This is a genomic window from Mesorhizobium sp. M1399 (genome assembly GCF_040317735.1).
Lineage (GTDB): Bacteria > Pseudomonadota > Alphaproteobacteria > Rhizobiales > Rhizobiaceae > Mesorhizobium.
Genome location: NZ_JAMYKZ010000006.1, coordinates 185,233 through 203,170, shown reverse-complemented (window position 1 = coordinate 203,170; position 17,938 = coordinate 185,233). Strand labels below are relative to the sequence as shown.

Annotated in this window: 19 protein-coding genes and 1 tRNA gene; 11 read left to right on the top strand and 9 right to left on the bottom strand. The window is 64.2% G+C overall.

Annotated features, from left to right (window positions below):
- Nucleotides 1-149 precede the first annotated feature (149 nt).
- Nucleotides 150-2,000 carry a peptidoglycan L,D-endopeptidase MepK gene (locus NKH05_RS12470; RefSeq protein ID WP_352963683.1) on the top strand — a complete coding sequence of 617 codons (1,851 nt, stop codon included), beginning with the start codon at nucleotides 150-152 and terminating at the stop codon, nucleotides 1,998-2,000.
- A gap of 104 nt (nucleotides 2,001-2,104) precedes the next feature.
- Nucleotides 2,105-2,178 (top strand) — tRNA-Gln (locus NKH05_RS12465).
- Nucleotides 2,179-2,220: 42 nt separating this feature from the next.
- Here NKH05_RS12465 and NKH05_RS12460 read toward each other — a convergent pair.
- The gene (locus NKH05_RS12460) at nucleotides 2,221-2,859 is read right to left on the bottom strand and encodes a 2-dehydro-3-deoxy-phosphogluconate aldolase (RefSeq protein ID WP_352481952.1); all 639 of its coding nucleotides are present in this window, start codon (nucleotides 2,857-2,859) and stop codon (nucleotides 2,221-2,223) included.
- Between the two features lie 169 nt (nucleotides 2,860-3,028).
- Between NKH05_RS12460 and trhO the strand changes: the two genes are divergently transcribed.
- Nucleotides 3,029-3,949 (top strand): oxygen-dependent tRNA uridine(34) hydroxylase TrhO, encoded by a 921-nt coding sequence (gene trhO / locus NKH05_RS12455; protein ID WP_352481954.1) that lies wholly within the window; start codon nucleotides 3,029-3,031, stop codon nucleotides 3,947-3,949.
- 22 nt (nucleotides 3,950-3,971) lie between these two features.
- Here the strand turns inward: trhO and NKH05_RS12450 are convergent, their stop codons facing one another.
- Complete coding sequence (locus NKH05_RS12450; RefSeq protein ID WP_023720199.1) at nucleotides 3,972-4,331, bottom strand: YybH family protein; 360 nt, start codon at nucleotides 4,329-4,331, stop codon at nucleotides 3,972-3,974.
- Nucleotides 4,332-4,608: 277 nt separating this feature from the next.
- Here NKH05_RS12450 and NKH05_RS12445 point away from each other — a divergent pair, with 277 nt between their 5' ends.
- Both NKH05_RS12445 and NKH05_RS12440 read left to right on the top strand, forming a co-directional pair.
- On the top strand, nucleotides 4,609-5,355 hold the full coding sequence (locus NKH05_RS12445; protein WP_023720200.1) for a tellurite resistance TerB family protein: 747 nt from the start codon (nucleotides 4,609-4,611) through the stop codon (nucleotides 5,353-5,355).
- Between the two features lie 223 nt (nucleotides 5,356-5,578).
- Nucleotides 5,579-6,334 carry an SDR family oxidoreductase gene (locus tag NKH05_RS12440; protein WP_352845592.1) on the top strand — a complete coding sequence of 252 codons (756 nt, stop codon included), beginning with the start codon at nucleotides 5,579-5,581 and terminating at the stop codon, nucleotides 6,332-6,334.
- A gap of 102 nt (nucleotides 6,335-6,436) precedes the next feature.
- Here NKH05_RS12440 and NKH05_RS12435 read toward each other — a convergent pair whose 3' ends face one another.
- Both NKH05_RS12435 and NKH05_RS12430 read right to left on the bottom strand, forming a co-directional pair.
- Nucleotides 6,437-6,817 (bottom strand): YciI family protein, encoded by a 381-nt coding sequence (locus NKH05_RS12435; RefSeq protein ID WP_023720202.1) that lies wholly within the window; start codon nucleotides 6,815-6,817, stop codon nucleotides 6,437-6,439.
- Between the two features lie 28 nt (nucleotides 6,818-6,845).
- Nucleotides 6,846-8,030: a pyridoxal phosphate-dependent aminotransferase gene (locus tag NKH05_RS12430; protein ID WP_352909160.1), complete on the bottom strand. Its 1,185-nt coding sequence runs from the start codon at nucleotides 8,028-8,030 to the stop codon at nucleotides 6,846-6,848.
- 83 nt (nucleotides 8,031-8,113) lie between these two features.
- Here NKH05_RS12430 and NKH05_RS12425 point away from each other — a divergent pair, with 83 nt between their 5' ends.
- The 4 genes from NKH05_RS12425 to denD all read left to right on the top strand — a co-directional run bounded on the left by NKH05_RS12425 (nucleotide 8,114) and on the right by denD (nucleotide 11,045).
- A complete protein-coding gene (locus NKH05_RS12425) occupies nucleotides 8,114-8,800 on the top strand; it encodes a GNAT family N-acetyltransferase (protein WP_023720204.1) in 687 nt (228 codons plus the stop codon).
- 13 nt (nucleotides 8,801-8,813) lie between these two features.
- Nucleotides 8,814-9,797, top strand: coding sequence for a cation diffusion facilitator family transporter (locus tag NKH05_RS12420; RefSeq protein WP_023720205.1), 984 nt, complete (start codon nucleotides 8,814-8,816; stop codon nucleotides 9,795-9,797).
- Nucleotides 9,798-9,859: 62 nt separating this feature from the next.
- Entirely contained in the window at nucleotides 9,860-10,066 is a 207-nt protein-coding gene (locus NKH05_RS12415) for a hypothetical protein (RefSeq protein WP_031194351.1), read from the top strand.
- A gap of 1 nt (nucleotide 10,067) precedes the next feature.
- Entirely contained in the window at nucleotides 10,068-11,045 is a 978-nt protein-coding gene (gene denD / locus NKH05_RS12410; RefSeq protein WP_352590598.1) for a D-erythronate dehydrogenase, read from the top strand.
- A gap of 25 nt (nucleotides 11,046-11,070) precedes the next feature.
- On the opposite strand, the gene NKH05_RS12405 is transcribed toward denD, so the two are convergent.
- From NKH05_RS12405 to NKH05_RS12390, 4 genes are all read right to left on the bottom strand, one after another.
- Nucleotides 11,071-12,225 carry a nickel/cobalt transporter gene (locus tag NKH05_RS12405; RefSeq protein ID WP_352482093.1) on the bottom strand — a complete coding sequence of 385 codons (1,155 nt, stop codon included), beginning with the start codon at nucleotides 12,223-12,225 and terminating at the stop codon, nucleotides 11,071-11,073.
- Entirely contained in the window at nucleotides 12,222-12,890 is a 669-nt protein-coding gene (locus NKH05_RS12400) for a DUF1007 family protein (RefSeq protein WP_352857380.1), read from the bottom strand. Before NKH05_RS12400 ends, NKH05_RS12405 begins: the two co-directional genes overlap by 4 nt.
- An 86-nt stretch (nucleotides 12,891-12,976) precedes the next feature.
- Nucleotides 12,977-13,876 (bottom strand): LysR family transcriptional regulator, encoded by a 900-nt coding sequence (locus NKH05_RS12395; RefSeq protein WP_023720210.1) that lies wholly within the window; start codon nucleotides 13,874-13,876, stop codon nucleotides 12,977-12,979.
- A gap of 1 nt (nucleotide 13,877) precedes the next feature.
- A complete protein-coding gene (locus NKH05_RS12390; RefSeq protein ID WP_352857378.1) occupies nucleotides 13,878-15,077 on the bottom strand; it encodes an amidase in 1,200 nt (399 codons plus the stop codon).
- Nucleotides 15,078-15,641: 564 nt separating this feature from the next.
- On the opposite strand from NKH05_RS12390, the gene odc2 reads away from it, so the two are divergent.
- Together odc2 and NKH05_RS12380 are read left to right on the top strand one after the other, a co-directional pair.
- A complete protein-coding gene (odc2, locus tag NKH05_RS12385; RefSeq protein WP_352857376.1) occupies nucleotides 15,642-16,775 on the top strand; it encodes an ornithine/lysine decarboxylase in 1,134 nt (377 codons plus the stop codon).
- Between the two features lie 134 nt (nucleotides 16,776-16,909).
- Nucleotides 16,910-17,473, top strand: coding sequence for a GNAT family N-acetyltransferase (locus NKH05_RS12380; RefSeq protein WP_352494790.1), 564 nt, complete (start codon nucleotides 16,910-16,912; stop codon nucleotides 17,471-17,473).
- Nucleotides 17,474-17,524: 51 nt separating this feature from the next.
- On the opposite strand, the gene NKH05_RS12375 is transcribed toward NKH05_RS12380, so the two are convergent.
- The gene (locus tag NKH05_RS12375) at nucleotides 17,525-17,809 is read right to left on the bottom strand and encodes an SCP2 sterol-binding domain-containing protein (RefSeq protein WP_023720213.1); all 285 of its coding nucleotides are present in this window, start codon (nucleotides 17,807-17,809) and stop codon (nucleotides 17,525-17,527) included.
- Nucleotides 17,810-17,938 lie beyond the last annotated feature (129 nt).

Sequence of the window (17,938 nt, the reverse complement as noted above, 5' to 3'; positions counted from 1 at the left end):
CTTCAATAAGCGATGATTAACCATTAGGATCGATATTCGGATGCACATCTAACGCATCCGTTTGGTCAAATCCGGGGACAAAACGGCAGCCTGCAAGGCCTTTTGATTTGAACAGAATCGAACGACACAAAAACGGGCGGCATTATCACATGAGCGTCTGGCCGAGATGGCTGGCAGCGGTGATTGTTGCCGTCGGGTTCCTTGCAACGGCGGCAACCGGCGCCGGCGCCGAGACACGTTCGCTGAAGCTCTATCATCTCCACACGCATGAAAAGGCGGAGATCGTCTACAAGCGCAACGGCCGCTACGATCAAGCGGGCTTGCGAAAGATCAACATCATCCTGCGCGACTGGCGTCGCAACGAGCCGACCAAGATGGATCCGCGCCTGCTGGACCTGGTCTGGGAAGCCTATCGGGAGAGCGGCGCCACTGACTATATCCAGGTCGTCTGCGGTTATCGTTCGCCGTCGACGAATTCGATGCTGCGCAGCCGCAGTAGGGGCGTCGCCGAGAAGAGCCAGCACATGCTCGGCAGGGCGATGGATTTCTACATTCCCGGTGTGCCGCTGAAGAAGCTGCGCGACATCGGCCTCAGGATGCAGGGCGGCGGCGTCGGCTATTATCCCAGCTCCGGCTCGCCCTTCGTGCATATGGATGTCGGCAATGTGCGCCACTGGCCCGGCATCAGCCGCCAGGAACTGGCGCGCGTGTTCCCCAACGGCAAGACGCTGCATGTGCCGAGCGACGGCAAGCCGCTGCCCGGTTATCAACAGGCGCTCGCCTCCTACAAGGCCCGTAAGGGCGCCGGCGCGCCGGCCATCGAACTGGCCAGCGCAAGCGGCGGTGGAAAAAAATCCCGCGGCTTCCTGGCAGCCTTCTTCGGCGGCGGCGACGACGAGGCGGACGACAGCGCCGATGTGGCGATGGCCGAGCCAGCGCCAAAGCCCCGTAACGTGAAGCCAGCGCCGTCGGCCAAGAGCAGCAATCTGCCTGGCATCGCCATCGTGGCGCCTCGGGATGCCAAGCGTGCCGAGATTCCGGAAGTCGCCGATGCTCCGGCGCCTGCGCCTGAACCGGAGAACGACACGCCGGAGACGATCATCGCGGCATTGCCGGCGCGCAGCATTCCGCTGCCGGATTTTGCTCCGCGCCCGAAGGCCGACATCGGTGCCCAGCCGCCTGAAAACGTTCCGTTCGGCGTGGCGGATGCGACTGCATCCACCGAACAGGCGGTGGCAACCGCGCAAGCGCCGGCAAGTGTGGCGTCGGCAAGTGTTCCGTTCGGCATGGCAGACGCGTCGGCTACGGCCGGCCCGGTGCAGGTCGCGACAAACAACATTCCCGTGCCGAGTTGGCGGCCCGATCATTCGCTGCCGGCCGATCTTTCGTCGGCTGGTCTTGCGCCGCAGGACAAGCAAGTATTGCTGGCGCTCGCGAGTGCGGCCGAGCGGAGCAACACCGCCACCGATGCATTCTCGGTATTGCCGTCGGCGCGGCCCGACAGTTCGCAGCCCGACGAGGTCAAGGCCGTTCTGGAACGGGTCAGCGCGACCGACGAATACAAAGTCGCTTCGCTTTCCGAGCAAGCATCGGTGTTCGAGGAACCGGCGAGTGACGACGCATCGAGCGACGGGGCGTCGCCGCGCAAGGCCATCGTTGCCCGCCCGGCCGGCTCCGACCCGACGGCCGTCATCGGCGCGGGCGTGAAGACCACACGCAAGGAACCCAGGGCCACCGCCCGCGACCTGAAACCAGGCCCCAAGCCGGTGGTGGTCGCTGCCGCGCCGCAGGCTGCCCGTTGGGCGCTGCACAGCGGCGAGTATGTCGCGACCGTTTCAGACGCGACAACGGCGCCGCGCTATGCTTACGACTTCGTCCGTACGGCACCGAGCGAGGTCTATACCGTCGGCTTCCAGCCGGGCAACGAGATGGCCGACGCCAACCGGTTCACCGGCAAGGCCGTCAAGTTCATGTCGGTGGCCCGCTTCCAGACCGAATAACAGCTGGGCAAATATCGTAGAGGCCGCGCTGGCAACCGGCGCGGCTGCCGCCACCGCCGGCACTGGCTTCCTTCGTGCCGGGATGCTAACCAAGGTCAGCATTCTCCCGCTTCGTCTAATGGTAGGACAGCGCCCTTTGAAGGCGTGAATCGTGGTTCGAGCCCATGAGCGGGAACCAGCCGGCGAACCAGATCGGCAGCAGGCCAGATCGGCGGCGATGCTAGCGCCCGAGCTTGCTCGCGGCGCGCGCCAAGGCTTCGATCTCGTCCCATTTGCCGGCCTTGACCAGATCGTCCGGCGCCACCCAGGAACCGCCGACGCAGATGACGTTGGGCAGGCTGAGATAGTCGGCGGCATTCTGGCCGGTGATACCGCCGGTCGGGCAGAATTTCACGTCGGCGAGCGGCGAGGCGAAGGCCTTGAGCGAGGCGATGCCGCCCGACTGTTCGGCCGGGAAGAATTTCAGAAAGCGCAGGCCGGCTTCGCGCGCGGCCATGACCTCTCCCGGCGTGATGGCACCGGGCAGCAACGGCACTTCGCTGTCCTTGGCTGCCGCGAGAAGCTCGCGGGTGATGCCGGGGCTGACGATGAACTTCGAACCGGCGGCCGCCGCCTCGCCGAACTGGCGGGCGTCCAGGATGGTGCCGGCGCCGACGACGGCGTCTTCGACCTCGCCCGCCACCCGGCGGATCGCCTCCAGCGCGTCGGCGGTGCGCAGCGTAATCTCGATCGCCGGCAGGCCGCCGCGGGCCAACGCCCGGGCCAGCGGCACCGCGTCGGCGGGATTGGCGATCTTCAGCACCGGTATGACCGGCTGGCCGTTGAGGAGCGACAGGAGCTTTTCGGTCGTGCTGGGCATTCGTCGTCTCTCCTCTGTTGATCAAGTCGACCGGTTAGCAGAAGGCGGTTTTTCTGTCCACGAAACGCGGCGTGTCGCGATGTCACGCGTGGTGTTCGAAACCCGTCGCGGGCAGACCGCTCCCGGCTCTGCCTTGATCCGGCTGTCGTGAGCGTTTAGTGGCTTGGAGATGACACTGTCCGGCCAAGCCTTCCGTGTTGCCGCGCTTTACCGCTTCGCCCGGCTCGACACCTTCGAGGCGCTGCGCGCGCCGCTCGCCGCCTTCTGCTGCGCACGCGGCATCAAAGGCACGCTGCTTTTGGCGCGTGAGGGCATCAACGGCACGGTCGCCGGCAGTGAAGCGGCAATCGCGGCGCTCATCGGTCATCTCGAATCCATCGAAGGTCTCGCCGGCCTCGAGATCAAATACAGCAGCGCCGCAGCGATGCCGTTCCACCGCATGAAGGTGCGGTTGAAGCGCGAGATCGTCACCATGGGCGTGGACAATATCGACCCGGCGGCAGGTGCAGGCACCTATGTCGCGCCGGCCGACTGGAACGCATTGATCTCGGATGCAGGCACCATCGTCATCGATACGCGCAACGCCTACGAGGTATCGCTCGGCACCTTCAAGGGCGCTGTCGATCCCGCCACTGCCAGCTTTCGCGAATTCCCGGCCTGGGTCGAGCAGCATCGGCATGAGCTCGAGGGGCGCAAGGTCGCCATGTTCTGCACCGGCGGCATACGCTGCGAGAAGGCGACGGCCTATGTGAAGTCGCTTGGCTTCGAGGATGTTTTCCACCTCAAGGGCGGCATTCTGAAGTATCTCGAAGACGTGCCCGCCGAACAGAGCCTCTGGCAAGGCGAATGCTTCGTGTTCGACGAGCGCGTTTCGGTATCGCACGGGTTGGTCGAAGGCGAGGCCGAACTCTGCCGCGCCTGCCGGCATCCGCTAGCCGCAGAAGACCGGCTGTCGCTGGAATATGCAACCGGCGTTTCATGCCCGCATTGCTTCGATGCCCGCTCGGAGGAGGATCGCGCCCGCTATGCCGAGCGCCAGCGCCAGGTCGAGCTGGCGCAAGCGCGCGGCGATCGTCACATCGGAAGTTAGCTTCACGTCAAGCAACTTCACGTTAAGCAACAGAGAAGCGATCGATGACCCACAGCCATGTCCCGTCGTTCTGCCGGCGTGCGACCTCGGTGGTGATCGTGCCGTCGGGAAGCCGGGTCGAGGTGAGCGCGAGGTCGCCATTGATGACAGCCGGACGCTGATCTCCGGACTGAAATTTTCGGCCGGTTGCGGTGATCTCCGCGAACAGCGTTTGGATGGCTTCGCGGCCGAACGTCAGTTGTCCGCCACCGCTGTCGATGACTGCATGCGGCTCAAAAAGCGCGGCCATGCCGTCAATGTCTCCGACCCATTGCCGTGAAATCAGCAGGCGCTCCAGTTCCTGGGGATCGCGTGCCGGCTGGCGGTCAGTCTCATCGGTCATGCCAGGCTCCTCGCAAGCGACATGCCGCGACATTACTCGAAGTCGGGGCTGGTTTCGACACTTCCAAGGTCCACAGCACTGCATGTTTTTAGGGTGCGGAAGGAGGCTGAAGCAGTTTGATTTCCGTGTGAAATCCCAGCAGATGTCGGTGCGAGGTCACGCGTGGCAGCGGGCAAAAGGATGCACCGCGTCATTGTAATGTCAAACTGCGGGACCTAGGTCTTCGACGTGCAAACCTGCCCGCGCACCTTCGGCCGGGCCAATTCTGGAGGCATAGATGTTCGATCCCAAGAAGCTCCTCGACGACCTGCTCGGCTCGCAAGTTCCCGGTACCGGATCGACCGTCCGTGACAAGGCGGGGCAGGCGGTGCAGATGGCCAAGGACAATCCGCTTGCCGCCGGTGCGCTGGCCGCGGTGCTGCTCGGAACCGGCCCAGGCCGTCAGGTCACCGGTGCGGCGGTGAAGCTCGGCGGCCTGGCCGCGATCGGCGGCCTCGCCTACAAGGCTTACCAGAACTACAAGAGCGGCAACGCGCCGGCCGAAACGCAAGCCGCCGGTGAACCGGAATTGCTGCCGCCGCCGGCCGATACCGCCTTCCATCCGTCGCAAGCGCCGCAGGGCGAAGACGAATTCACGCTGACGCTGGTCAGGGCGATGATCTCGGCGGCGAAGGCCGACGGTCATGTCGATGACGAAGAGCGGCAGAAGATCGCCGGCAAGCTCAGCCTCGCCGGCGTCGGCGCCGAAGCGGAGAAATTCCTGATGTCGGAACTGGACGCGCCGCTCGATCTGGATGTGCTGATCGCCGGCGCCAAGACCGATGCGCAAAAGCTGGAACTCTACACCGCCTCGCGTCTTGCCATCGATCCGGACACGCGGGCCGAACGCGGCTATCTCGACCTGCTTGCTGGCCGCCTCGGCCTGCCGGACGCGCTGGTCGACCATGTCGAGGCGACGGTGACGGCGGCGAAGGTGCCGGCAGCGGGCAGCACGGCCAAGCCGGTGACCGGTTCGCGCTGGTAGCTTGAAGGGGAGAGCCTCGGAGCGCTCGGCGGCATTCGCGTTAGCTCTCGTTAATCCGGTGAGCGCATGATTTCAGGCAGTCGGATCGGCTTTCCTCCTCCCAAGCCCGGTTCGGATCAGGGGCGGTCGCCAATGGCCGCCCTTTTTGCGAGCACAGGCCTTGGGCCGGCTTGCCATGGTTCCCGTCATTTGCGATGCCTCATCCCTTTCAGGGAGTACAGCCATGAGCGACTATAAAACCGCCATCGTCACCGGCGCCGGTACGGGCATCGGCAAAAGCGTCGCCACGGCGCTGCTCAAGGCCGGCTGGAATACGGTCTTCTGCGGTCGCCGCAAGCCGGTGCTGGAGGATGCGATCGCCGCCGCCGGGCCGACACAGGCCAAGGCATTGGCGGTCGCCTGCGACATCAGCAAGGCCGATCAGGTCGACGATCTGTTCGAGACGGTGGCAGCGGCCTTCGGGCGCGTCGACCTGCTCTTCAACAATGCCGGCACGAGCTACAAATCGACATTGATCGACGATATCCCGGTCGAGGTGTGGAACGACATCGTCGGGGTCAATCTCACCGGCTCGTTCCTGTGTGCTCGCGGCGCGTTCGGCGCCATGCGCAGGCAGCAGCCGATGGGCGGCCGCATCATCAACAACGGCTCGGTATCGGCCTATGCGCCACGGCCGGGCTCGGTGCCCTATACGGCGACCAAGCACGCCATCACCGGGCTGACCAAGACGCTGGCGCTGGACGGCAGGCCCTTCGACATTGCTTGCGGTCAAATCGACATCGGCAACGCGCTGACCGACATGGCGCAAGCGATGACGGTCGGCGTGCCGCAAGCCAACGGCACCATTGCCGCCGAAGCGGTGATGGATGTCGAGCGCGTCGCCGATGCCGTCCTTCACATGGCCAGCCTGCCGCTCGACGCCAACGTGCTGTTCATGACCGTGATGGCGACCAAGATGCCGTTTGTCGGCCGCGGCTAGTCTCAGCCCGGTCGCGTTCGACCGGCCTCATGCGACGCGCTTTAGGTTCTTGTTTATGCATGTCGTTATCACAAACCGCTGCACACTTTTGCGCGACATGCATTAGGGCCGCGTGACGGGAAGCGGCACGCCGGGAAGATACAGCGAAATCGGGCGGATTTCGTAGACGGCGGTCGGATTGACGCGGCGAAGGTCGCGCGCAATGTCGACAGCGGCGTCACGGTTGGCGCAGTCGACAACATAGAGTCCCAGCAATTGTTCCTTGGTCTCGGCGAAGGGGCCGTCAACAACCATTCCGGTGCCTGGCCCGCGCAAGGTGCAGGCGTCTTGTGTCGCGCCGAGCCGCGCCGCCGGTCCGAGGGTGCCTTGCCGGTAAAGCCGATCGTTGATCTGGAGAAGATCGGTCATCAGCGCCGAATCCTGCTCCGGCGTCAGCGCCGTAATCGCTTCTTCCTCGTGATAGGCTAGAATGGCATAGAACATCTGGCGTCTCCTTTCGTCGATCGTGGCCTCACTTCGTCAGAAACGTCTCGATCCGCTCCAGCGCGCGCAGGATGTTCTCTTCGGAATTGGCGTAGGATAGCCTGACATAGCCTTCGCCGAGAATACCGAAATCGGGGCCGCCGATCAGCGCCACGCCGGCATCCTCGAGCAGCGCCGAGGCGAGCTTCTTGGCCTTCCAGCCGGTCTTGGAAACATTGGGGAAGGCATAGAAGGCGCCTTTCGGCGTAATGCAGGAAACACCGGGCAAGGCATTCAACCCCTCGACCACGACCTTTCTGCGGCGGTCGAAGGCGCGCATCATCGTGTCGACATCGTCCTGCGGGCCGTCGATGGCGGCTATGCCGGCATACTGGCTCGGCGCGTTGACGCAGGACCAGCAATTGACCGCCAGCTTGCGCACCTTATCGTAGAGATGCGCGCCCTTGTCGCCGTTCGGCCAGATCGACCAGCCCATGCGCCAGCCGGTCATTGCCCAGGTCTTCGACCAGCCGTTGAGCACGATCAGCCGGTCGCGGATTTCGGGGAAAGCGAGCAGCGAACAATGCGTCTCGCCGTCATAGGTCATCACGTCGTAGATCTCGTCGGAAAGGATGGCGACATCCGGGTGCGCTTGCAGGCCCTTGACCAGCTTCTCGATCTCGGCGCGCGGTGTGACGCCGCCGGTCGGATTGGCCGGCGAGTTGAGGATCAGCAGCCTGGTCTTCGGCGTGATCAGCGCCAAGGTCTCCGCGGCCGAAAAGGCAAAGCCGTTCTCCTCGCGCATCGGCACCGGGATGGGGGCAGCACCGGTGAACTCGATCATCGAGCGGTAGATCGGAAAGCCGGGATCGGGATAGAGAATTTCGGCACCCGGCTCGCCAAACATCAGGATCGCCGCGAACATGGTCGGCTTGCCGCCGGGCAGGATCATCACCGCTTCCGGCGAGACTTCGACGCCGGTGGTGGCCAGCGTGCGGCGTACCACCGCTTCGCGCGTCGCCAGCAGGCCGTTGGCCGGCGTATAGCCGTGATGGCCATCGCGTAGCGCCTTGATCGCGGCCTCGACGATATGCTGCGGCGTCTTGAAGTCGGGCTGGCCGATGCCGAGATTGACAATGTCGCGGCCCTGGTGGGCAAGTGCAGTGGCACGCGCCAGCACTGCGAACGCATTTTCCTCGCCGAGGCGGTCGAAGGCCGAAATCGTGTGGAGCATTTTTCCCGTCCGTGTGGTTCTTTCAGCGAGCGTGCGTTTTTGTGAGCGTCCGCCCGCAAAAGTCAAACGGATTGGAGTTTTCGGTGTCGGAAAATCTCAAGAATTGGCAACCGCGCCCGCGGCCCGAACGCAAGTTGCTGGAGGGGCGCACTGTCAGGCTGGAGCCGCTCAACGCCGAAAAGCACGGCGACGGCCTGTTCGAGGCCTCGTCAGTGGTCGATGCCGGCGGCCGCTTCGCCTGGCTGTTCGACGACCCGCCGCAGACCCGCGCCGCCTTCCAGCCATGGCTGGACAAGGCCGAAGCCAGCGATGACCCGCTGTTCTTCACGGTCATCGACAAGGCCAGCGGCAAGGTCGCCGGGCGCCAGACGCTGATGCGCATCGATCCGGCCTATGGCGTGATCGAGATCGGCAACATCTATTGGGGACCGCTGATCTCGCGCAAGCCGGCGGCGACGGAAGCGCAGTTCCTGTTCATGAAGTACGTCTTCGACGAGCTTGGCTACCGCCGCTACGAATGGAAATGCAACAATCGCAACGAGCCGTCGAAGCGCGCGGCGGAACGTTTCGGCTTCAAGTTCGAGGGCGTTTTCCGTCAGCATCTTGTGGTCAAGGGCGAAAACCGAGATACCGCGTGGTATTCGATCATCGATAAGGAATGGCCTGATCTGCGCAGAGCCTATGAGGCGTGGCTCGATCCGGCCAATTTCGACAGCGATGGCCAGCAGAAGCGGCGGCTCGAGGATTTCCGCGCCGAGTTTGGCGCGTAGCAGGAGCTCATAGATGGCGCATACCCACGACCATGCCGCGCAGGGCCACGACCACAGTCACGGTGCCGGGCATGTGCATGGCTCGACCGACAAGAAGCGCGTGCTGATCGCGGCTTGCCTGACCGCCGGCTTCATGGTCGTCGAAGCGCTTGGCGGTCTCCTGACGGGATCGCTGGCGCTGCTGGCGGATGCCGGCCACATGCTTGCCGACTGCATTGCGCTCGGCCTTGCCTGGTATGCCTTTCATCTTGCGAGCCGACCGGGGACCGTGCGCCTCACCTACGGCTTCGGCCGGGTCAAGACACTGGTCGCCTACACCAACGGCATCGCCATCTTCGCCATTGCGCTGTGGATCGTCTATGAGGCCTGGGGGCGTTTGCTGACGCCTGAGCCCGTGCTCGGTGGGCCGATGCTGGTCGTTGCGATCGCCGGCCTTGCGGTCAATATCGGCTCTTTCTTCGTGCTGCATGGCGGCGACCGTGACAGCTTGAACATGCGCGGCGCCATCCTGCACGTGCTCGGCGACCTGCTTGGCTCGGCCGCGGCGATCATCGCGGCGCTGATAATCCTGGCGACGGGCTGGACGCCTATTGATCCGATCCTATCGGTCCTTGTCGCGCTGCTGATCCTGTCCACGGCATGGTCGCTGATGCGCGAGGCTGCCCACGTCCTGCTCGAAGGCGTGCCGGCAAGCCTCGACCGCGACCTGATCGCGAGGGACATCGAAGGCTCGATCAAGGGCGTGCGCGAGGTGCATCACATGCATGTCTGGTCGATCGACGGTTCCAGCAACATGGCGACGTTGCATGCCTGCCTCAATGACGGCGTCGACGCGCATATGGCGGTCAGCGCGATCAAGAAACGGCTTGCGCAGGAGCATGGCATAGCCCATGCCACCGTCGAACCGGAATTCGGCCAATGTGCCGACAGCCATGAGCATGATGGCGAGCACGATCACGCGCATGATGCGGCACCGCACCGTGGCCACTATCACTGATTTCGGGAGTTCCTGGTATTGGCAACGATCGACATGAACGCCCGCTACCCTGGGGCCGCGTGATGGACCGCGACACCCGCAATGCGGCAATCGGCGCCGCCTGGATTTTGCTGCTGTTCGGCATCGCAGCCTATTATCTTCCAACCGTGATGCTGGCGGTCGGCAACGTCTCGACGGTTCTTGCCGGCGTCGTCGCCGCGATCTTCATGGTGGCAATCTTCGTCGTGTTCTGGCTGCGTAGCCGCAGCCAGCGCAAAAAGGGAAAGTGACATGCGCATTCTGATTACCGGCGCGGCAGGCATGGTCGGCCGCAAGCTCATTGCCCGGCTGGCCAAGGACGGGACACTCGGCGGCCGCAAGATCGCCGCGCTCGACCTTCACGACATCGTGCCACCGCAGGCGCCCGCCCTCGAAGGCGTCAGCATCAGCGTCCACACCGGCGACCTTGCCGCGCCGGGCGCGACGACAAATCTGGTCGCGCCGCGGCCCGACGTGATCTTCCATCTCGCCGGCGTGGTGTCGGGTGAAGCGGAGGCCAATTTCGATCTCGGCTACCGCGTCAATCTCGATGGCACAAGGGCGCTATTCGATGCCGTCCGGCTGGCGGCATTTGCGCCGCGCCTCGTCTTCACCTCATCGATCGCCGTGTTCGGCGCGCCGTTTCCCGAAATCATTCCGGACGAGTTCCACCCGACGCCGCTGACCTCTTACGGCACGCAGAAGCTGATGGGCGAGGCGCTGCTTGCCGACTATACCAGGCGTGGCTTCTTCGACGGCATCGGCATCAGGCTGCCGACCATCTGCGTCAGGCCGGGAAAGCCGAACAAGGCGGCCTCGGGTTTCTTCTCCGGCATCATCCGCGAGCCGCTGAGCGGCCATGAAGCGATCCTGCCGGTGCCGCGCTCGGTCGTCCACACACACGCCAGCCCGCGTTCGGCGGTGAATTTTTTGATCCATGCGGCTGGAATTGACGGCGCTGCAGTCGGGCCGCGCCGCAACCTGACGATGCCGGGCGTCGCCGTCAGTGTCGGCGAACAGATCGAAGCGCTGGAACGTGTTGCCGGCGCCAAGGCGGTCAAACTGATCCGCGAGGAGCCCGACGAGACGATCTGGGCGATCGTGAAGGGTTGGCCGACACGCTTCGAGGCGCGGCGCTCGAGGGAGCTTGGCTTCGCTGCCGAAACGAGCTTCGACGAGATCATACGCGTCCATATCGAGGACGAGTTGGGCGGCAGGATCCCTAGTTAAAGCACCCCGATCGGGCGCAACGAGGTCAGGCGCCAGTCAGGCTGGCCGATAGCAGCAGCAGACCGAACAGGAAGACGAAGGCGGCACCGCCGATTTCGACGAAGGAATGGATGCGGTTGCCCATGCGGCCGTCGCCGGCGAAATACACCGCCCAGTTCTTCGCGGTGACCGCAAGCGTCGCCAGAGCCGAGACGGTGATTGCGGTGCCTAACGCCATGGCCAGCACCGACAGGATACCGCCGAACCACAGCCCATTTAGCAAGGCGAAGCTCAGCACGATCAGCGCGCCGGAACAGGGGCGGATACCGACGGCAGCCACCGCCGACCAAGCCGTGCGCCAGTCGAAGCGATCGCCGGAAAGCAGCGCCGGGTCGGGCGCATGCGAGTGCCCGCAGGTCTCGCAGACCTCCCCCGCCGCATGGCTGTGGTGATCGTGCGCAGCATGGGCGTGGTCGTGTGCGCCGTGGTCATGATGGTCATGCGCATGGTCGTGATCGTCATGCGCATGAAGCGCGTGGGAATGTGCCGCATGGGCATGCGCGGAATGTGAATGGCCGGCATGTGAATGGCCGGCATGGGCAGCCGAGAGGCTGTAGCCGGGATTTGCGCCGAACAGGCGCAGGATGGCCGGGCCAGCCTTGCGCCACAGCAGCCAGGCGCCGAACAGGGTGACGAAGACATAGCTCATGATTTCGAGGAACCATGCGGCGTCGGTCATCGATATCGCGGTGCCGCGCAGCACGAAATAGGCGAGCAGCATCACCACGATCGCGGTCAGCGCCTGCAGCAGGGCCGAGACGAAGGACAGCATGATGCCGCGCCGGAGCGCCACTTCATTGGCCACCATGTAGGATGAGATCACCGCCTTGCCGTGACCGGGGCCGGCAGCGTGGAAAATGCCATAGGCAAAGGACAGGCCGATGAGCAGCCACATCTTGCTGCCGTCCTGGCGCATCGCCTTCATCGCGCCGGCAAGCGCATGATAGAATTCCTGCTGGCGCAGATTGATCCACATCAGGATGTGGGCGAACGGGCCGGTGGCGGTTGGAGCCATGCCGTCATTGGTGCCGATGCCGAGCGAGCTCTGGGCGTGGGCGGAGCCGAGAAAGTGCGTCATCACAAAGGCGGCGGCCAGAAGACCGACTGCCAAACGCAGGGACGGTTTCGTCACTGGATCTATCCTTCCGGCTGACAGGTCAGTTCAAGCTTGGTGGCAAAGATCTTGCTCATGTCGGTGCCCGTCGGATCGTTGAAGAACGCGTCGGTCAGGGTCTTCTGGTTCTGGGCGATCGCCTCATCCGGATTCGGGCGGACAACCTTGCTGGTGCAGGTCGGCGGCAGGCCATCGACCTGCAGATGGGCATCCTCGGTGAAATCGATCGCGGTGTAGAAGGTCGGGTCGTACACCCCGATGTCGATCTTGCCGCTGAGCTTGATCGGCGCCTTCGGTTCAGATTCGAACAGGATGATCAACTGGTCGTTGTCGAAATTGGCCATCAGCTGCGGCGGCGGGGTCATTGCCACGTCCTTGCCGTCGACGGTGACGAGCTGGAAGTAGTTGAATTCGGCAAGCGAGGCATGGACGGTGTCGGCAACATCCTTCAGCTCCTTGTCGTCGAGCTTCAGGTCGGAATTCTTGTCGAACTCCATCATCACCGTGCTCGAAAACAAGTCGTCGAAGCGCCAGACATGGCGCAATGCCTTCACAGTTTGGTGATCCGGCCCGAGGACCACTTCGAGCCGGGCCTCGGCGAAGACGTGGGGATGCACCTCAGCCGGTCCGACGGCGGCAAGCGTCGCGGTCAAGGCCGAAGCCAGCATGATTGCTTGCTGTTTCAGGTGCATTCTCGGTCGCAATTCAATTGGCTTCGGTGAATTGCCGACAGTTACCAGAAAGGGGGCGAAAATGGGACCGCAGGGCGGCTGAAAGCTCATGCGGTGTCCAGCGCCTTGAACCACTGCACCAGGAAGTCGACGAATACGCGAACTTTTGCAGGCAGATAGCGCCGGTGCGGGTAGACGGCGAAGATGCCGCCGCCGGGCAGGATGCGGTCATCCAGCGCAGTCACCAGCTTGCCGCTTTCGATGTCGGGCGCGGCGATGAAATCCGGCAGGATGGAAAATCCCAACCCAGCCACGGCAGCGGCCCTTGCCGCCATCGGGCTGTTGACCTCGATCGGGCCGGAAACCGAAACGCTCACGGTATCGCCGCTGTCGCCCTTGAACGGCCAGTTGGTGAGCCAGCGGCCATTGGTGTCGATGATGCAAGGCACGCGGGCAAGGTCTTGCGCCCTGACCGGCATGCCGTGCTTGGCGATCAGTTCGGGAGACGCGCAAAGCCGTACCGAAAATGGCGCCAGGCGCCTGGCGATCAGCGAGGAATTCTCCAGCCGCGAAATGCGCACCGCCAGATCGAAACCCTCTTCGACCAGATCGACGAAGCGATCGTCGAGATGAATGTCGAGGACGATGTCGGGATGCTGCTTGGCGAAGTCGATCAGCGATTGGCCGATCGGCGCGTCGGCGAAAGTACGCGGCGCCGACAGCTTGATCCTGCCGCGCACGTCGCCGGAGGATTCGCGCACCGCATCGGCAAGGCTGTCGACCTCGCGCACGATCTCCGAGGCGCGCCGGTAATAGGTGTGGCCGGCCTCGGTCAGGGAGAACTGCCTGGTGGTCCGGTTGAGCAGCAGCGCGCCGAGTTCGTCCTCGAGCTCGCGCACATATTTCGACAATAACGCCTTCGAGCGACCGATCTTGCGCGCCGCCGCCGAAAAGCCTTCGGCCTCGACCACGTCGATGAAGGCACGCATGCGGGTCAGCGTATCCATGTCATGCGCCTCCTTGGCGGGCTGAAAGGATGCGGGCGGCCAGCGCAATCAGCTGCCGGTCGCTGTTCTTCGGGCCGAGCAGCGAAAGGCCGAACGGCGCCCCGCCGGTCTTGCCGAGCGGCAGCGTGATTTGCGGAAAACCGGACAGGCCGGAAAGGCATAGCAGTCTCAGCGCGCGCTCGCGATAGGTCTGCAAATCGTCGAATGTCGCGGCCTTGAGCGGCGCGGCACCCGGAGCGGTGGGAAGCACAAGAACGGCGTCGTCGCCAAGCAGGCCGGCAAGTTCGAGGCGAAACGAAACGCGACGTTCCGTTTCGTGCTGCGCGGTTGTCGCGCTGATGGTCGCGCCATGCTCGAAGCGCTCCCTGACGCCGGGGCCGAGCATGCGGTCGCCGCCGGCGATCCAGGCGCCGTGGCTTTGCCAGGCTTCATAGCCCTGCAGCTTACGGAAGCACCAATAAAGATCGTCGATTGAATGCGACAGCGGGCCAACGCTGCGCGGCGCGCCCAGCACCGACGCGACACTGCGGACCATGGCGCGATATTCATCCGCCTCCAGCGGGCCGAGCACGAGGCTGTCCAGCGCGTCGAGGGCAAAAGGGCGTACCAGTTCGTGGCGATGCGGATCGTCGCCGAGCAGCACCGTGCCGACCTTTTCGTAAGTGACGATATCCCTGGCGAACCAGCCGAACGTGTCCAGCGAAGGCGCCAGCGGCATGGTGCCGTCGAGCGGGATGCGGCCATGCGTCGTCCTGAGGCCGATCAGGCCGCAGAAGCTTGCCGGCGCACGGATCGAGCCGCCGGTGTCGGACCCGGTGGCGATGTCGGCGAGCCCGCCGGCTACCGCCGCGGCAGAACCGGAGGATGAGCCGCCGGTGACGCGGTCGGGTGCCGCCGGATTGATCGGCGACGGGAAATGCGCGTTCAGCCCCAGCAGGGAAAAGGCGAGTTCGTCGGTCTGCGTCTTGCCGACGAAGCGTGCGCCCGAATCAAGCAGCGCCTGGACGGCCGGCGCGGTCGCCGTGGCCGGTGAAGCTTCCCGGTATTTCTGCGGATTGCCGCAGCCGGTGCGGTAGCCGGCGACGTCGAAGATATCCTTGACGGCCAGCCGCAAGCCGACAAGCGGGCCGGATTGCGCATTGGTAACAGGGGCTTGATCAAGGTCGAGAAAAGCGTTCAGCGGGCCGCGAGTGCCTGTCATGCGTTCGATATCCGGATGTGCTTGCCGCAGCATTGTTCTTCTGGTTGCCGCAGCATTGTTCGATGCCACAAATTTTACAACCTGCCATACGATTTTTATTGATTGTGAAATCTTTCGCTCTTATATCGCGCTTGCCCAAAGTCGCACGTGCCTGTGGGTGTCCGCCGATCCTCGAATGGTGAGGGCAATCGGTAAGGTAACTGGAGCCAACCCCTCCAGTCGGTTTAGCGGCCAACCGCCAACCGAGGACACCTTGAAGCAACGACGGTGCGGGCCTTTCTGGTGTTCTGCCGGTCGTCCAAAGACCGGGGTTACTGAAGAGGCACACCTTCATTGCCGGCAGTGCGGACGGGGTCTCCCATCCAAGCCAAGGCAGACAAAGCGAACCGAGGCCGGGCAAGGCCAAGGTTCACCGCCGCGAGACGGCGCTTCATGGTTCCGGGGTCTCCACCGGCTGGTTCCTTGGATTTCCGTCCCGCCTTTGTCCACCGCGTGTTCGCGAGGCCGAGAGCCCGCGTCCGCAAGCCTTTGTGCGCGCCGAAAGGCGCTGATGGAGAGACCCCGATGGCTACCCAGCGCATCCTTGATTTCCTCGCTACCCGACGTCCGAACGGCCCGTGCCTCGTCGTCGACCTCGATGTCGTGCGCGACAATTTCCGCGCCTTCGAGAAGGCGCTTCCCGATTCCAAGATCTACTATGCGGTGAAAGCAAACCCGGCGCCGGAAATCCTGCGCCTGCTTGCTGCGATGGGCTCGTCCTTCGACACCGCTTCCGTTGCCGAAGTCGAGATGGCGATGGACGCCGGTGCGCCGGCGGACCGCATCTCCTTCGGCAACACCATCAAGAAGGAGCGCGACATCCAGCGCGCCTACCAGCTCGGCATTAAGCTGTTTGCGGTGGACTGCGTCGAGGAGGTCGAGAAGATCGCCCGTGTCGCTCCCGGCGCTCGCGTGTTCTGCCGCGTCCTGACCGACGGCGAGGGCGCCGAATGGCCGCTGTCGCGCAAGTTCGGCTGTGTGCCGGCGATGGCGGTCGACGTGCTGCGCCATGCCAGGGCGCTCGGCCTCGATGCTTATGGTGTGTCGTTCCATGTCGGCTCGCAGCAGACCGACCTGACCGCCTGGGACCGCGCGCTGGGCGACGCCAAGAAGGTGTTCGCGACGCTCGCCGACGAAGGCATCGTGCTGAAGATGGTCAATATGGGCGGCGGCTTCCCGACCCGCTATCTCAGGGATGTGCCGGTGGCGCAGGCCTATGGCCAGGCGATCTTCTCGGCGCTCAGGAAGCACTTCGGCAACGCGATCCCCGAGACGATCATCGAGCCGGGCCGCGGCATGGTCGGCAATGCCGGCGTCATCAAGTCGGAGGTCGTGCTGATCTCGAAGAAGGCCGACAACGACAATGTGCGCTGGGTGTTCCTCGACATCGGCAAGTTCGGCGGTCTCGCCGAGACGATGGACGAGGCGATCCGCTACCCGATCGTCACCGCGCATGACGGCACCGAGACCGCGCCTTGCGTGCTCGCCGGCCCGACCTGCGATTCGGCCGACGTGATGTACGAGAAGACGCCGTATCCGCTGCCCTTGTCGCTGACCATCGGCGACGAGGTGCTGATCGAGGGCACCGGTGCCTACACGACGACCTACGCGTCGGTTGCCTTCAACGGCTTCGAGCCTCTCCGATCCTACGTGATCTGACGGTTCGAAAGAACCGATCAGATCATCCCGAGGTGGGCGCCTGTCGCCCGCCCGGGCTCGCCTGTGGAACAATCCGCTCGTGAAGGATCGCGGAAATGGACGTTTTGGATTTCATTGTTGAAGGCGCCGCGGGGATGTCCCCCTCGAGGGGGGAGAATGCCGGCGCTTTTGTCATCACTGCCGAAACCGCTGCCGATATCGGTGCGCGCGAGGCTTTGCTCGATCGCGCCATGGGACCGAAGCGCCGGAAGAAGTCGTCGGAAAAGCTGCGGCGCGGCCGCCGGCCTTCGGAGGGCCTTGCCTTTGTCGCGCGCGATGCGTCGGGCGCTGTTGCCGGCACCGTGCGGCTGTGGGACGTGGTGCTGGGCGAGGGCGGCAAGGCAGCGCTGCTGCTCGGCCCGCTTGCGGTCGACCCGGCGCTGAAAAATGCCGGCATCGGCTCGGCGCTGATGCGCCATGCAGTGACTGAGGCCGAGCGGCTTGGCCATGCGGCGATCCTGCTGGTCGGCGACGCACCCTATTACGAGCGCTTCGGGTTTTCGGCCGCAAAGACCGGCTCGCTGGCCATGCCGGGGCCTTACGAGCGGCACCGCCTGCTGGCGCGGGAACTGGTGGTCGGCGCGCTCGACGGCGCGCAGGGCACGTTGAAGGCGGCCGGGCGCAAGCTGAAGGCGCAGCGGCTGTCGCTCGCTGCCTGATGGTTCGAAGCCGCCGTCGTCGCGCGCGGCGGCTTGTCTCACCTTAAGCGATCAGCCGATCAGCTGGCTGAGCGCCATGGCGACGCTCATGTCGCCTTCGACCTTTATCTTGCCGGACATGAAGGCCATGGTCGGGTTGAGATCGCCTGATATCAGCGAGTCCAAATCGTCGAGCGACAGCTGTATGGTGCAATCTGCCGGTGCATCGGTGGTCGAGACATCGGCGCCGTCGATGACGATGACGCCGTCGCTGCCGGTGTCGAATTTCACGGAGCGATCGAACCCGGCGCTCGCCACGCGCGACCTGATCTTGTCGGCAATCTCCTGAACGCTCATGGCGGTTCTCCTCGTCTGGTTGCGTTTGTCGCGCCTTGGCGCTTCGACCCGGCCGAAGCCGCTTGCCTGGTTTTACAGCCACGGTCGGCGCATATAGCTTCGGGTTGACGTTTACGTCAACGCGGTTCC

Bases quoted from the DNA above. Each gene is read 5' to 3' on its own strand.
- NKH05_RS12470 (WP_352963683.1), top strand. From the start codon at position 150: ATGAGCGTCTGGCCGAGATGGCTGGCAGCGGTGATTGTTGCCGTCGGG.
- NKH05_RS12460 (WP_352481952.1), bottom strand. From the start codon at position 2,859: ATGCCCAGCACGACCGAAAAGCTCCTGTCGCTCCTCAACGGCCAGCCG.
- trhO (WP_352481954.1), top strand. From the start codon at position 3,029: ATGACACTGTCCGGCCAAGCCTTCCGTGTTGCCGCGCTTTACCGCTTC.
- NKH05_RS12450 (WP_023720199.1), bottom strand. From the start codon at position 4,331: ATGACCGATGAGACTGACCGCCAGCCGGCACGCGATCCCCAGGAACTG.
- NKH05_RS12445 (WP_023720200.1), top strand. From the start codon at position 4,609: ATGTTCGATCCCAAGAAGCTCCTCGACGACCTGCTCGGCTCGCAAGTT.
- NKH05_RS12440 (WP_352845592.1), top strand. From the start codon at position 5,579: ATGAGCGACTATAAAACCGCCATCGTCACCGGCGCCGGTACGGGCATC.
- NKH05_RS12435 (WP_023720202.1), bottom strand. From the start codon at position 6,817: ATGTTCTATGCCATTCTAGCCTATCACGAGGAAGAAGCGATTACGGCG.
- NKH05_RS12430 (WP_352909160.1), bottom strand. From the start codon at position 8,030: ATGCTCCACACGATTTCGGCCTTCGACCGCCTCGGCGAGGAAAATGCG.
- NKH05_RS12420 (WP_023720205.1), top strand. From the start codon at position 8,814: ATGGCGCATACCCACGACCATGCCGCGCAGGGCCACGACCACAGTCAC.
- NKH05_RS12415 (WP_031194351.1), top strand. From the start codon at position 9,860: ATGGACCGCGACACCCGCAATGCGGCAATCGGCGCCGCCTGGATTTTG.
- denD (WP_352590598.1), top strand. From the start codon at position 10,068: ATGCGCATTCTGATTACCGGCGCGGCAGGCATGGTCGGCCGCAAGCTC.
- NKH05_RS12400 (WP_352857380.1), bottom strand. From the start codon at position 12,890: ATGCACCTGAAACAGCAAGCAATCATGCTGGCTTCGGCCTTGACCGCG.
- NKH05_RS12395 (WP_023720210.1), bottom strand. From the start codon at position 13,876: ATGGATACGCTGACCCGCATGCGTGCCTTCATCGACGTGGTCGAGGCC.
- NKH05_RS12390 (WP_352857378.1), bottom strand. From the start codon at position 15,077: ATGACAGGCACTCGCGGCCCGCTGAACGCTTTTCTCGACCTTGATCAA.
- odc2 (WP_352857376.1), top strand. From the start codon at position 15,642: ATGGCTACCCAGCGCATCCTTGATTTCCTCGCTACCCGACGTCCGAAC.
- NKH05_RS12380 (WP_352494790.1), top strand. From the start codon at position 16,910: ATGTCCCCCTCGAGGGGGGAGAATGCCGGCGCTTTTGTCATCACTGCC.
- NKH05_RS12375 (WP_023720213.1), bottom strand. From the start codon at position 17,809: ATGAGCGTTCAGGAGATTGCCGACAAGATCAGGTCGCGCGTGGCGAGC.